Origin of the sequence: Bacillus sp. FSL P4-0248 (genome assembly GCF_038593305.1) — a bacterium.
Classification (GTDB): Bacteria; Bacillota; Bacilli; order Bacillales; family Bacillaceae; genus Bacillus; species Bacillus safensis.
Map to the genome: position 1 here is coordinate 608,748 of NZ_CP151983.1, position 14,290 is coordinate 623,037.

Genomic DNA, 14,290 nt, shown 5'->3' on the forward strand with positions numbered 1-14,290 from the left:
ATCGCAATTTTCCATTTGTTCGTTCATTATGGCTTATGTGCCTTTTGATAGATGTAATGGGTATATAGTAGTATTATCGGTTTGCTGCGTCAACTTTTTAAGTATGGAACGCTCTTCAAAGGAATGATTCATGCGATTTATTTTTCCATTTTGAAATGGATCATAAAAGGGCTAATGAATGGATGTCCGTTAGCCCCTTTGTAATCAGCAGTTTCATAAGTTCTACGCATTTAGTGGAAGAGTGGTTTCATTTTTACTGAATGATATCCATCGGCCTCATCATGTCATAATCTTCATGTTCTAAAATATGACAATGCCACACATATCGGCCGCTGTATGGAACAAAACGAGCAACGATCCGAATGACTTCACCTGCATGCGCCTGAATGGTGTCCTTGTAGCCTTGTTCATGTAAAGGAGGCGCTTCGTTTGGTCCTGTATATACGATTTCTCCTGTCGATTGATAGACTTCTGTATCAAATGGTCTTCTGTCTAAAACCCTAAATTGAACAAGGTGCAAATGAATAGGGTGTGTACCCCTGGTTGGATTGACGATAGACCATACCTCTAGACTGCCAAGACGAGGATTTTCCGTGACAGGATCATTCCAAAAATGGTTATCGAGCAATAGGATAGGGCGGCCGTATTTATCCTGTGTGCCGGTAAGTGTGAGTGTACGCTCTCTATCAGCTCGACTTGGCCGAAGCGGTGGCAGCGGTTTGAAAATCGGACGTAATGTTTTAGGTACTCTCCCTTTTAGTGGACGTGTGACTTTGAATTGCATAATGTTCGCATCTGTTTCAGGATTCACATCCTGTCCGCAGCCGGCTGTATTTTTGAGAGTGATCGTTTTGTTTTCGTAAGCTGAAAAGTCGATGATGACATCGAAACGTTCAGCAGGCGCGATGCTAAATGATTGATGGCGAACAGGTCTTGGCAAAAAGCCCCCATCGGAACCGATTTGCAAGATTGTAGCGTCATTATCTAGATGCAGCTCGTAAGTTCTAGTATTGGACGCATTTAAAATACGAAAACGGTATTTTCGCGGCTCTACTTCTAAATACGGCCATACTTTTCCATTGACTAAAATTGTTTCTCCACAAAAAAAGGGCACGATGGATGGGTCTGGTATGTCACTGTCCTCTGGTGTGTCGTTTGGTCTGCTAGGATAAAACAGTGAGCCGTCCTCCTGAAACGTCCGGTCCATAATCATTAAAGGAATGTCGTAGTCATCTTTCGGAAGCTCTAAAGACTTTTCAAATGCATCTGAGATCAAATAAAACCCAGCTAAACCGGCGTACACATTTAGTCGTGTCAGTGCCATTGCATGATCGTGATACCACAATGTGCAGGCTTGCTGATGATTTGGGTAGACGTAAGTCTCTCTTTCAAAAAAAGGACCGGTTGCTTCAAAGTCCCGTGAGAACCAGGCCTCTGGGTAGCCGTCACTGCTTGCTGGTGTGACGCCGCCATGCAGATGAACGACTGTTTTGACCTCTGGTTCATCGTGATGACCGGAGTGGATGGTGTGATCGACAGGCAGAAAATGTTTCAATGGCAATTTGTTCATCCATTTCACTTTGACCTTTTCATTTCGATTGGCTTTAATGGTTGGACCAGGCAAGCTGCCATTATAGGTCCATAGCTTGGTTGGCGGCAGGTCTCTATGAACTTTTAAGAATACCTCCTCCATAGCAATTTCATAATACGTTTGTCTTGGGTTCTTTTTGACGGGCTCCGCGACTTCTGGAATTGGAAGCTCGTCAACAAATTTTTCTAGGTTCATGTTGACTAATCCTCACTTAAATTCAATTTGATACAGTATAAGTGCGGACATCCAAATAGGTGAATAAAATAAAAAAACCCGCTTTTCAGCGGGAGAATTAAGGGTGTTTATTTTCAAGCGCCGCATTTGCAGGCACTTTTTTATTCGGTTTAAAGATGAAATAAGCAGCCAGTACGCCAAAGGTAATGATACTCGTCAAAATGAGCTGTGGCCGCATGGATTCGATAAACAGCATCGATGCCAAGATGGCGCAAATGACCAAAATGGTAAAGTACGTGAGGTATGGGAACAGCCACATTTTGATTTTGAGCTGTTCTGGATTTTCTTTTTCGATTTTGCGTCGCATTCTTAATTGTGAAACGGCAATGACCAAGTAAACAAGAAGAGCAATGGCGCCAGATGCATTGACTAAGAACAAAAAGATGGTTTCAGGATAAAAGTAGTTCATCATGACAGCAATGTAGGAAAAGAAGGTACCTGCGACTGTAGCCGCTACAGGAACACCACGTTTGCTGATTTTCATAAAGCGTTTCGGCGCTTCGCCTCTTTCTGCTAATGAATAAAGCATTCTGGACGTTGTGTACAAACCGGAGTTTAAACAAGATAGAACAGCTGTTAAGACAATGACGTTCATGACTTGAGCGGCTGATGGAACACCAATGTATTCTAATACCGCAACGAACGGGCTTGTTAAAATACTTGCGGAATTCCAAGGAAGCAAGGTGACAACGACAGCAATTGATCCGACATAGAATACGATAATACGCCATACAACAGAGCGGGTGGCTGTCGTCACAGATTTGACTGGGTCTGCTGATTCACCGGCCGCTATGGCCACAATCTCCGTTCCCATGAAGGAAAAGATGACGACGACGATTCCGAGTAACACAGAGCTGAATCCATTTGGAAGAAAACCGCCGTTCCCTGTTAGATTGGCAAGACCTGAAGTATGATGACCGCCAAAACCAAAGATAAATGCAAAACCAATGAGTAGAAAGAGAATGATGCTGACGACTTTAATTAATGAAAACCAATATTCAAATTCGCCAAAAGATTTAACAGAAAAGATATTTGTTAATGTTAAGAGGATTGTGAGGATAAGGCTTGTGAGCCAAACAGGTGCATCTCCATACCAATATTGAATAATGGCAGCACCGGCAATGGCTTCGATGGCGATGACGATCACCCAGAAGAACCAGTAAAGCCAGCCGATTGTAAACCCGGCCCATGGACCGATGGCATCGCTCGCATATTGTGAGAAAGAACCGCTTGTCGGATAGGCACATGCCATTTCTCCAAGCATTCTCATAATAAAGATCACCAGAAGTCCGGCAAAAGAATAGGAAAGAATGGATCCAGGCCCTGCAGAATGAATGACAGCGCCGCTACCAACAAATAGCCCTGCCCCAATGACCCCAGCAATGGAAATCATCGAAATATGTCTTGTTTTAAGGTTTTTTTGAAGACCGTTTGTCATGTTGGACATTTCTTTACCTCCAAACATTTCTCATGAATAGAGAATTTGTTTTTAGAATATTTTAAATTTTATCATACTGAATTGTCATTCAGCATTGGACAGGTTATCAAACTGACATTTCAAACCTCTTAACATGATGTTAAAAAGTAGAAAGGATTTGAGAGATTATGTTCCCTCTTTTCCCTCTGTTTATTTTTAAAATAGCATAAAAAAGGAAGGAGGGAAGTTGTGTCTCAAAATAAAATTATTCTGATAATTTTCCAAAGAAGAGTGATTTGACGATATGGCCATTTCGAAGAGAATTGGAAAAAGGTTGATGGGAGTAGGTCTTGAGGTCATTTGACCTTGTAAAAATAAGTTTGCTTAGGTCAACACATTTCTATTTATCCTATTTTGCTGACATGAGCGAATCATGTTGCTGTAGACCCACACGGGCTTTGCTTTGTAAGATAAATAATAGAAAAGTGATGTGTGAGGAGGCGCGGCGACATGGAGCGCTATAACGAATTAAGACAAGGTGAAACAGGTGCTTGGGTCAGCATCATTGCCTATGTGATCTTATCTGCGGTCAAACTCATTATTGGGTATGTGTTTCATTCAGAGGCTCTTTCAGCAGATGGATTGAATAACACGACGGATATTATTGCATCCCTTGCTGTGTTGATTGGGCTGCGTATTTCTCAAAAGCCGCCTGATGAAGATCATCCGTATGGTCATTTTAGAGCGGAAAATATTGCGTCTCTTGTGGCTTCCTTTATCATGATGCTTGTTGGACTTCAAGTTTTGCTGAGTGCAGGCCAGTCGTTCTTCTCATCTGAGCATCAAACGCCGGATATGATCGCGGCTTGGACAGCAGCAGGAAGTGCTGTTGTGATGTACGGTGTGTATATTTATAACCGCAATCTGTCCAAACGAATTAATAGCCAGGCTCTCCATGCGGCAGCTGCTGATAATAAATCAGATGCGTATGTGAGTATTGGAACATTTGTAGGAATTATGGCCTCTCAATTTCAGCTGGCATGGATTGATACGCTAGCAGCCTTTGTCATTGGCTTAATTATTTGTAAAACTGCGTGGGAGATTTTCAGAGATGCCTCTCATTCGTTAACAGACGGTTTTCATATCAAAGATATGTCTAAATATAAAGAGACCATTGAAGCAACACCAGGAGTAGGCGATTTAAAGGATATAAAAGCGCGTTATCTTGGAAGTACAGTCCATGTGGATGTAGTGGTTGAGGTCGAGCCTAACTTGAACATAGCAGAAAGCCATGATATTGCAGATGAAATTGAACGAAGAATGAAGCAGGAGCATGATATTTTACACTCTCATGTTCATATGGAGCCGGCAAGTAAGTCAAAAGAAGAGAAGAAGTCTTTCCCATCGTGAAAAGGCTTCTTTTTTATACGTGCTGATGTTATATGTAAATGCACGTTGTATGGTAAAGTTAGACTATATGAAATTTGACAGAAACGTGATAGGAGGATCAGGATGGCATTTGATGAACCGATGCATTCAGATTTACAAAAAATCGTAGATAACATCAATAAAGTCATGGTTGGGAAAAAAGACATTGCGATATTAAGCCTTGTTGCGATTTTGGCGAAGGGGCATGTGCTGCTCGAGGATGTGCCTGGTGTAGGGAAGACGATGATGGTTCGTGCTTTGGCAAAATCCATTGGCTGTGAGTTTAAGAGAATCCAATTCACTCCTGACCTTTTGCCTTCAGATGTAACAGGCGTGTCGATTTACAATAAAAAGACGAATGAATTTGAATTTAGGCAAGGACCGATCATGGGGCAGATTATTTTAGCTGATGAGATCAACCGGACCTCTCCTAAAACACAATCAGCATTGCTTGAAGCGATGGAGGAAGGCAGTGTCACAGTGGACGGAGAAACGATGCCGCTTGCGGATCCTTTTTTCGTCATGGCGACACAAAACCCAGTGGAATATGAAGGGACTTATCCGCTGCCAGAAGCGCAAATGGACCGGTTTTTATTCAAACTGCAGATGGGATATCCGACCATGCTCGAGGAGCTGGAGGTGCTCAACTTGCAGGAGAAGCAATCCCCGATTGATACGCTCCAAGCTGTCATGACAAAGGAACATATCCATGCGTTGCAGCAGGCTGTTCAGACCATTCATGTGGATGCATCCATTAAAGAATATATTGTTGAAATTGCTCAAGCGACGCGTAAACACTCATCTGTTTATCTAGGTGTGAGTCCAAGGGGATCGATCGCCTTGATGAAAGCGGCACAGGCGTATGCACTTTTGAATCAGCGCGATTATGTGATTCCTGATGATGTACAGTATTTGGCGCCTTATACATTACCGCATCGTATGATTTTGACATCAGAAGCGACATATGAAGGGAAGAAGGCGGAGACACTGCTGCGGCAAATGCTTGAGCAAATTGGCGTGCCAGTTCAAAAGTCGATGACTCAATGAAGTCACGTCATCGTGTAACAATTTCATTATGGTTAAGGGTGATGATGCTCATCATTCTCACTGCGGCAGCCTTTTGTTATGCCATGTTTCAGGGAGGGTTTGTGAGCTGGTTCCTTTTTTATGCATTTTTACCATATGCTTTGTATGCTTTGCTGTTTGCACTTGTTCCGCTTCGCGCGACAGCCAAGAGGACAATACAGCAAACACGCTTAAAGGCGGGGGATGTGCTGTCCGTTGACCTTGAAATCAAGCGGACACATCCATTTCCGTACGTTTACGTCATGATAGAGGATGCTCCGCCAGATACCTTTCACTTACAGGAACAGATTGAAATGAAGCAAATGCTTTTTCCCTGGTTTCGGAAAACATGGCGATTTTCCTATCAATTGAATGATGTCATGCGGGGAGAGCATCATTTGACAGCCGTTAGAATCAAAACGGGTGATATGTTTGGGTTTGTTGAAAAAGAAATCATCATTCCGTTAGAGAAAAAGCTGCTTGTCTACCCAAAAGTGCTGGATATCCCTGTAGAGCCTGCTGAGTCAGTGAGTGAAAATGGAGGCAAAGCGGTTCACTCGTGGTTCAATGAACCGGCCCATGTGACAACAGGCGTACGGGAATATCAGCAAGGAGACCGTTTTGCTTGGGTGGACTGGAAGACGACGGCCAGAAGAGGCCAGCTGATGACGAAGGAATTTGAACAGAATCAAGCAAAGGACCTTGTTGTGTTTGCTGATTTTACTGATCAAGCTGTTTTTGAAACAGTCGTCTCTATTGCGGCATCTGTTCTTCAAACGGCTGTGAAAAAAGGAGTGCCGTCAGGTCTTGTCCCTCTAGGAGATCAGCATGCCTTTCGAGTCGATCAAGGAGAACTTCATTTACAGGACATGCTTTATTATTTAACAAGGGTGCAGCTTCAGCCTTCCCGCGCACTAGAATATAAACCGTTAGCAGCGAGTGAGTACCAGCACTCAGGAAAATATGTCGTCACGGGTCAGCTGCAGGAGGAGCTTGCGGCAAGTCTCTTTGGAAATCGAAACAGGAAGAACATCACCGTGCTTTTAGTGAAGAAAGCCGTTGACCATTTCACGACAAAAGAAAAACAGCTTGTAGACCGGCTCAAGGCCTCTGGAATACGCATCACCCTTTTATTTGAAGACCGGCTGCACGAAAGAACTGTGAGGTGACAAACATTTATGCTGCATTCGCATCTGCGGCAAAGCCGTTTTGAATTGTTCATCTATTATGCTGTAGCTTTTCTGCTGCTATGGGAGTGGCTTCGTCCGCTTCAAGATTTTACAGAGACGAGCCATACGTCTTATTTCATCATTTTTATCGGGCTTACGTGTTTGTTTACGTTCTTTCGTCTGAAGTGGTATGTGACGTTTCCTATTTGTGCTGGACTGATTTTGCTCGCCTTATATTTGATCTTTTATCAATCAGCGCCAGGTTATCCGGCTGCTTTGTTTGCTGATATCAAGGATAATATCACGTTAATGAGTATGGGCATGTGGAGTGATATGTACCCGTCTTTCCGCACATTGTTGTTTTATATTTTGCTGTGGCTGCTTGTCTACTTGCTACATTATTGGGTGGTCTATCAGCAGCGTATCTTTTTCTTTTTACTGATGACGATTGTGTATGTCACGATTCTTGATACGTTTACGCCATATGATGCGACTTTTGCAATCGTTCGTATTATGGTATTTGGCTTTTGTTTGCTTGGGTTGCTGTATTTTGATCGACTGCGTTCAGCTGAGGGCGTTCGGGTGTCACAGAAAACACGTCTAAAGTGGTTTTTGCCTATGCTGGCGCTTGTCCTTCTATCAGCGTCACTGGGTGCTTCTTTGCCAAAGTCTGATCCGAAATGGCCCGATCCTGTTCCGTTTTTTAAGGCGGTCACGAATCAAGATGGGACAGCCGGGCAGAATAAAGTGGGATATAGTGCAGATGATTCGGCGCTAGGCGGACCGTTTAGTGAGGACCGCACACCTGTTTTTAAATGGAGCGGAAAGGAGCCATCATACTTTCGTGTAGAAACAAAAAGTATTTACACAGGAAAGGGCTGGGAGGATGCTTCAAATGATACGAAGCCTACTCGGCTAAAGGACGACACTGTGCCGAATCGGTGGTTTACTGAGCGAGTGAAAACAGAGGAGCATGAAACAAGAATTGATATAGAATCGGATTATCGATTTAATCATGCTGTTTATCCTATTGGAACGATCATGCTGACGCCAATGGAAAACATTCCGCTGCAAATCATGGGCAAAACGGAGAAAATTGTCCCGTCTATGCAAAACCCACCCAAAAATTTAGGGAACTATCAAGTCAGCTTTTTATCTCCTACATTTATTCTGGAGGATTTGCAGAGAATCAAAGTACCGACAAAGAAGCAGGTGAATCAGCAGGTTGGCCGTGAATACTTGCAGCTTCCATCTTCACTTCCAGAGCGTGTGAAAACTTTGGCAAACAGCTTAACGGAAACGAAGGACAATATGTATGATAAAGCCAAAGCAATCGAGGATTATTTAGGATCTGCGAAGTTTTCATATGAAACGCAGAATGTCGCTGTGCCTGGTCGTAATGAAGATTATGTGGATCAATTTTTATTTGATACGATGATTGGCTATTGTGATAATTTTTCAACATCTATGATTGTAATGCTTCGATCGATTGGGATTCCGGCGAGATGGGTGAAAGGGTATACGTCTGGCCAGTTATATGAAACACAAATGGATGGAAACAATGTGTATGAAGTGACCAATAACAATGCGCATTCATGGGTAGAGGTTTATTTTCCAAACAGAGGCTGGGTCACCTTTGAACCGACAAAAGGATTTACAAACCCAGAGACTTTTACGAATGAAGCTGTTTCAAGCGATCAAACGGATGATCAAAAAGAAGAAGATCAGTCTAGTTCTGATGCAAGTGAAGATCAGCAGCAAGACCAGCCGAAGCAGCAGGAGACAGAGCAGCCTGCACAACCAAAGGAACAAACAGCGCAGGCAAAGCCAAATATGGTGCATGTTGGTTGGGTTATAGGTTATGCGGCAGTAGCTATTGTCCTGCTTGGTTTCATCAGCTGGATGCTTTATCGATTCAGAACAAGATGGCTGCCATTCTTTATTGTAAGAAAGGTGAAACGTCTGCCAGAGGATGAAGCATTCTTCTATGCGTATGCAGCTCTATTAAAGCAGCTAGGGCGCAGAGGAATCGAGAAAAAGCCAGGTATGACGCTAAGAGAATTCGCTTCGTTGATTGATGAGAAGAATGGAGATCATCATATGTCAGAGCTGACGCAGCTTTATGAACGTGCGCTCTACCGGCGAGAGGATGCCTCGGCGCTTTGGCAGCAATCGGCAAAGTTATGGGAAAATTTAATAAACAGGAGATAGTCTTGACCGCGTACCTTCCTGTTGTTAGAATAGGTGAATATTAAAACCTTCTAAAATACATGAAATTGAAGCGTTCGGATGTGAGTCTGGGCGCTTCAAAAGCGTGATTCACACTGAGAGCAGGTTTTCTCCTCTCATTTTTTCTGTGCGTTTATAAAAAACTATATTGGACATAGAGGTGACACCATGACAAATTTAGTAAATGAAATGATTTTGGTTCTCGATTTCGGCAGTCAGTACAATCAGCTGATCACACGCCGTATTCGTGAATTTGGTGTGTACAGTGAGCTTCATCCGCACACTTTAACTGCTGAAGAAATTAAAGAAATGGCACCTAAAGGAATCATCCTTTCTGGTGGACCAAACAGTGTTTATGATGAAGGATCTTTCCGCTGTGATGAAAAGATCTTTGATCTAGACATTCCGGTTCTAGGCATTTGCTACGGCATGCAGCTCATGACTCACTATTTAGGCGGGAAAGTAGAAGCGGCCAGCCAGCGTGAATATGGAAAAGCAGATATCCATATTAACGGAACACCTGCTTTATTCAAAGACCTTCCGACTGATCAAGTCGTTTGGATGAGCCATGGTGACCTCGTTGTTGAAGTACCAGAAGGCTTTACAGTCGATGCAACAAGTGCACATTGTCCAAACTCAGCCATGAGCTTAGCTGAGAAGAATTTCTATGGCGTTCAATTCCATCCAGAGGTTCGTCACTCTGAGTACGGAAATGACCTATTGAAAAACTTTGTCTTCGGCGTGTGTGATTGCGATGGCAAATGGTCAATGGAGAACTTCATTGAAATCGAAATGCAGAAAATCCGTGAAACAGTAGGCGACAAGCAAGTATTGTGCGCACTAAGCGGCGGTGTGGATTCATCTGTTGTGGCGGTATTGATCCACAAAGCCATCGGCGATCAGCTGACATGTATTTTCGTTGACCACGGTCTTCTTCGCAAAGGCGAAGCAGAAGGGGTTATGAAAACATTTAGCGAAGGTTTCAACATGAACGTGATTAAAGTAGATGCGAAAGATCGTTTCTTAAACAAGCTAAAAGGTGTGTCTGATCCTGAGCAAAAACGTAAAATCATCGGTAACGAATTCATCTATGTATTCGATGACGAAGCGGACAAGCTAAAAGGAATCGACTACTTAGCACAAGGAACACTTTACACAGACATCATTGAGAGCGGAACAGCAACGGCACAAACAATCAAATCTCACCACAACGTAGGCGGTCTTCCAGAAGACATGCAGTTCGAATTGATTGAGCCACTCAATACGCTATTCAAAGATGAAGTCCGTGCTTTAGGTTCAGAGCTAGGCATTCCTGATGACATCGTCTGGAGACAGCCATTCCCAGGTCCAGGACTAGGTATCCGTGTACTAGGTGAAATTTCTGAAGAAAAACTAGAAATCGTCCGTGAATCGGATGCGATTCTACGCGAAGAAATTGCCAATTTCGGCCTTGAGCGCGACATCTGGCAATACTTCACGGTTCTCCCAGACATCCGCAGCGTAGGTGTCATGGGTGACGCAAGAACATACGACTACACAATCGGTATCCGTGCTGTTACTTCTATTGATGGTATGACGAGTGACTGGGCAAGAATCCCTTGGGACGTGCTTGAAAAGATCTCAACTCGTATCGTCAATGAAGTGAAGCATATTAACCGCGTGGTGTATGATATTACGAGTAAGCCGCCTGCTACGATAGAATGGGAATAAATGTAAAAGAGCTAAAAACCTTTGTGTATCAAGGGTTTCTAGCTCTTTTTTATTTTTAACTGCACTTTTTCCTTCCGTCTTCATGTGTTAATGAATCATTCCATCCCTTACACACATCAATCCATTGTGAATAACCGGAGTGTTTTTCTAATTGTTTTATTGTGAGTTCAATAGCACTGTTACTGCTCCCGCAGGCTGGATAGACTGTCTCAAAACGTTTGAGTGAAATATCTAAATAAACAGAAACGCCATTCTTTATAGCAAAAGGACATACTCCGCCAATTTCATGACCGACCAAGTCAACGACCTCATGAGGAGAAAGCATTTTAGCTTTTGTTTTAAAATATTCCTTGAATTTTTTGTTATCAACTTTTGCATCGCCAGAGGTCACAATTAAAATAGCTTGTCCATTTACTAGAAAGGATAGTGTTTTTGCGATTCTTTCAGGTTCACAGCCCAATGCAGAAGCAGCCAAGTCTACAGTTGCACTAGATACTGAAAATTCTTGAATTCGAGTATCCATATCATATTGTTTAAAATAATCTTTTACTTGTTTGATTGACATTATCATTTCTCCTCTTTATTATCTATTATTTAATCGATATTGATGTGGTGTTAGGTGATACTTTCTCTTAAATAAACGAATGAAATGCTCTACATTTTGATAACCTACGGCTGCCGCAATATGATCTACTTGTGAATTGCTGCCAGTGAGCATTTCGCAGGCTTTTTCCAATCTTATTTCTTGTCGAATCTCACTAAATGATTTGCCAAGCTTACGAGCTATATATTTTGACAGGTAAGACTGTGAAAGGTTAAATTCCTCTGCCATCTCCTGGATGGTGATATGCTCACAACATTGCTGAATATATTGGAGCATTTCAATAATACGTATATCACGATATTGTTTGACCTGATTTACGTTCATATGACTTGGTTTGAATCTTAATAAGAGACATAATAATATCTCAAACAAATTATTCATAATCAACTGGTAACTAGGAAACCGATTATAATTTTCTGTAAATAGTTGAAGAGAGCAGTCTAGCAAATGTTTATCCAAGTGACTATGGAAAATAAGAATATTTTTATTTTCTTTTATATACAATGCATTCAAAAAGAATTCTGAAATGACATTGTTTCCTTTTAACATTTTAAAAAACACTTTTTGAAAAGTACTCTTACGGATCATGATTTGCATGGCGATTGTATTCTCCATTACAATTGGCTTGTGTATGGTGTCAGGAGGAATAAAGGCAATATCTCCTGATTTCAAAGTCATTTTTTTATCTTCCACTTCTACATACATCTCATTTTCCAGAACATAGATCATTTCAAAGAAATCATGGATAGCCGACAATTGAGGCATAAAACGGCTATACTTTCTCACTTCGATATCTTTCTCCTGACCTAACCACATGGTATCTTCCTTTTCAAATTCGTTCTGCCCTTTTTGCAAAAATTCTTCTATATATATTTGCTTATGCATTAAATTGTGTTTATCATAATCCTTCAAAAATAATTGCAATGATTGATTGTCATGCTTTTTCTGTTGGTATTGTTGATAAAAGATTTCTTGCTCGTTATATTCTCTTAAATATTGCATCACTTCATGTTTTTCAAGTTTATCTTTTTCCATCTACATCCAAACCTCTAGTTTATTTACTGCAACCACCAGGGCTTTCACTGTTGCTTCTATAATATCTTTATCAATTCCAGCACCCCAATGCATGTTTCCTTGATATGAAATTCCAATCTGTGCACAGGCTTTTGCTTGGGAATCCTTGCCCAAAGAATTCTGTTCATAGACTTCCAAAACATATTCGAGATGAAAATATGCTTTTAATGCATTACTGATGGCATCTAAACTTCCAGTGCCAGTTCCTTGTATTTCAATTTGTTGATCATCTCTCAGCAAAGTTAAGGTAACTTCCTGCTTCTCTCCTTTATGAAATTGATAATCAAGCAGCTGGAAATGAGGGTGATAATCAACATACTGTTCTTTAAAAACATGATATATTTCTTCGACAGACAATTCCCTACTTGTCTGATCAGATACTTTCTTCGCTTCATAACCCATGGCTTCATTCATTTTATATGGAAGTTGAATGCCATAATTTGTTTCTAGTATATAGCCTATGCCGCCTTTTCCAGACTGGCTGTTGATTCGAATCACATCTGTTTGATAATTCCTTCCCAAGTCAACTGGATCTACTGGGATATAAGGAACGTCCCATTTATCAACATTATTTTCCTTTCTATATTTCATACCTTTAGATATAGCATCTTGATGTGACCCAGAGAATGCGGTGAAAACCATCTCGCCAGAATATGGCTGTCTCTCAGGAACAGTGATTCTTGTTAGTTTTTCATATTTTTTACGAATCGCTTCTAGGTTATTGAAATTCAATTTTGGATCATAACCTTGTGAATACATATTCATCGCCAAGGTAATCAAGTCAACGTTCCCTGTACGTTCACCGATACCAAATAATGTACCTTCGACTCTTTCTGCGCCAGCTAGAACACCAAATTCTGCATCACTCACCCCAGAGCCGCGGTCATTATGAGGATGAACAGATAATGTCACACTGTCTCGGTAAGACAGATTTTTGTGTATATACTCAATCTGACTTGCAAAGATATGAGGCATTGAATATTCAACTGTTGTCGGAATATTGATGATGGCTTTATGAGCTCGTGTCGGTTTCCAAATATCTAAAACACTATTACAAATATCTAACGCATAATCAACTTCTGTTCCTGGAAAGCTTTCTGGACTATATTGAAAATAAATATCACTATTTGTTTTTTCGGCAAGTTCTTTTACTAAAATAGCTCCATCAATGGCAATTTGTTTAATTTCATCTTTTGTTTTCTTAAATACTTGTCTGCGCTGCGCTTCTGAAGTCGAATTATATAAATGAACAATCGCTTTCGGTACTCCCTTAATGGCTTCGAAGGTTCGGCGGATAATATGCTCTCTCGCTTGTGTGATCACCATAATTGTGACATCGTCTGGAATCATATGATGATCAATCAGTGTCCGTAACAGCCTAAACTCCGTATCAGAAGCAGCTGGAAATGCGATCTCAATTTCTTTAAAACCTATCTCTACTAATAACTGAAACATTTCCAATTTTTCTTCTAAGTTCATAGGAATAGGTAATGCTTGATTACCATCCCGCAAGTCCACACTGCACCATATCGGAGCACTTTCTAATGTTTCTTTCTTCACCCAATCATAAGTAAGCTTCGGTGGCAAAAAGTATTTCTTTTCGTATTTTTTGTGGTTAAACATCATCGATTCCTCCTAGAAAATAGAATATAAAAAAAGCCTTTCATCCCCAAGATTTAACTTGGAGACGAAAGACTTCTTCTTACGCGGTACCACCCCTGTTTCATGATAAACAAACATTATCATGCCCTTATTCGGATATAGATTGT

Annotated in this window: 10 protein-coding genes and 1 other annotated feature (1 of these 11 running past the window's edge); of the genes, 5 read left to right on the forward strand and 5 right to left on the reverse strand. The window is 41.4% G+C overall.

Features of this window, described 5'->3' with window-relative positions; translation table 11 throughout:
- Positions 1-253: 253 nt before the first annotated feature.
- Both NST65_RS03055 and gabP read right to left on the reverse strand, forming a co-directional pair.
- Complete coding sequence (locus NST65_RS03055) at positions 254-1,786, reverse strand: multicopper oxidase domain-containing protein (protein ID WP_024424481.1); 1,533 nt, start codon at positions 1,784-1,786, stop codon at positions 254-256.
- A gap of 97 nt (positions 1,787-1,883) precedes the next feature.
- Complete coding sequence (gene gabP / locus NST65_RS03060; protein ID WP_024424482.1) at positions 1,884-3,272, reverse strand: GABA permease; 1,389 nt, start codon at positions 3,270-3,272, stop codon at positions 1,884-1,886.
- Between the two features lie 480 nt (positions 3,273-3,752).
- On the opposite strand from gabP, the gene NST65_RS03065 reads away from it, so the two are divergent.
- The 5 genes from NST65_RS03065 to guaA all read left to right on the forward strand — a co-directional run bounded on the left by NST65_RS03065 (position 3,753) and on the right by guaA (position 10,843).
- Complete coding sequence (locus NST65_RS03065; RefSeq protein WP_024426719.1) at positions 3,753-4,652, forward strand: cation diffusion facilitator family transporter; 900 nt, start codon at positions 3,753-3,755, stop codon at positions 4,650-4,652.
- A 102-nt stretch (positions 4,653-4,754) separates the two neighbouring features.
- The gene (locus NST65_RS03070) at positions 4,755-5,717 is read left to right on the forward strand and encodes a MoxR family ATPase (RefSeq protein ID WP_048240035.1); all 963 of its coding nucleotides are present in this window, start codon (positions 4,755-4,757) and stop codon (positions 5,715-5,717) included.
- A gap of 101 nt (positions 5,718-5,818) precedes the next feature.
- Positions 5,819-6,904 carry a DUF58 domain-containing protein gene (locus tag NST65_RS03075; protein WP_252050200.1) on the forward strand — a complete coding sequence of 362 codons (1,086 nt, stop codon included), beginning with the start codon at positions 5,819-5,821 and terminating at the stop codon, positions 6,902-6,904.
- Between the two features lie 9 nt (positions 6,905-6,913).
- Positions 6,914-9,115 (forward strand): transglutaminaseTgpA domain-containing protein, encoded by a 2,202-nt coding sequence (locus NST65_RS03080; RefSeq protein WP_111927675.1) that lies wholly within the window; start codon positions 6,914-6,916, stop codon positions 9,113-9,115.
- A gap of 186 nt (positions 9,116-9,301) precedes the next feature.
- Positions 9,302-10,843, forward strand: coding sequence for a glutamine-hydrolyzing GMP synthase (gene guaA, locus NST65_RS03085; RefSeq protein ID WP_024424487.1), 1,542 nt, complete (start codon positions 9,302-9,304; stop codon positions 10,841-10,843).
- A 55-nt stretch (positions 10,844-10,898) separates the two neighbouring features.
- Here the strand turns inward: guaA and NST65_RS03090 are convergent, their stop codons facing one another.
- From NST65_RS03090 to NST65_RS03100, 3 genes are read right to left on the reverse strand one after another with little or no spacing between them, the layout of a single operon-like run.
- Positions 10,899-11,408, reverse strand: coding sequence for a YbaK/EbsC family protein (locus NST65_RS03090; RefSeq protein ID WP_111927674.1), 510 nt, complete (start codon positions 11,406-11,408; stop codon positions 10,899-10,901).
- Between the two features lie 18 nt (positions 11,409-11,426).
- Complete coding sequence (locus NST65_RS03095; RefSeq protein WP_328699484.1) at positions 11,427-12,482, reverse strand: AraC family transcriptional regulator; 1,056 nt, start codon at positions 12,480-12,482, stop codon at positions 11,427-11,429.
- A complete protein-coding gene (locus NST65_RS03100) occupies positions 12,483-14,144 on the reverse strand; it encodes a 2-isopropylmalate synthase (protein WP_111927672.1) in 1,662 nt (553 codons plus the stop codon).
- A 57-nt stretch (positions 14,145-14,201) separates the two neighbouring features.
- Positions 14,202-14,290, reverse strand: a binding site (T-box leader) (it continues 176 nt past the right edge of the window).

What these genes read in the sequence shown, in the direction of transcription:
- NST65_RS03070 (WP_048240035.1), top strand. Translation starts at nt 4,755, where the DNA reads ATGGCATTTGATGAACCGATGCATTCAGATTTACAAAAAATCGTAGAT.
- guaA (WP_024424487.1), top strand. Translation starts at nt 9,302, where the DNA reads ATGACAAATTTAGTAAATGAAATGATTTTGGTTCTCGATTTCGGCAGT.
- NST65_RS03100 (WP_111927672.1), bottom strand. Translation starts at nt 14,144, where the DNA reads ATGTTTAACCACAAAAAATACGAAAAGAAATACTTTTTGCCACCGAAG.
- gabP (WP_024424482.1), bottom strand. Translation starts at nt 3,272, where the DNA reads ATGTCCAACATGACAAACGGTCTTCAAAAAAACCTTAAAACAAGACAT.
- NST65_RS03065 (WP_024426719.1), top strand. Translation starts at nt 3,753, where the DNA reads ATGGAGCGCTATAACGAATTAAGACAAGGTGAAACAGGTGCTTGGGTC.
- NST65_RS03080 (WP_111927675.1), top strand. Translation starts at nt 6,914, where the DNA reads ATGCTGCATTCGCATCTGCGGCAAAGCCGTTTTGAATTGTTCATCTAT.
- NST65_RS03055 (WP_024424481.1), bottom strand. Translation starts at nt 1,786, where the DNA reads ATGAACCTAGAAAAATTTGTTGACGAGCTTCCAATTCCAGAAGTCGCG.
- NST65_RS03095 (WP_328699484.1), bottom strand. Translation starts at nt 12,482, where the DNA reads ATGGAAAAAGATAAACTTGAAAAACATGAAGTGATGCAATATTTAAGA.
- NST65_RS03090 (WP_111927674.1), bottom strand. Translation starts at nt 11,408, where the DNA reads ATGTCAATCAAACAAGTAAAAGATTATTTTAAACAATATGATATGGAT.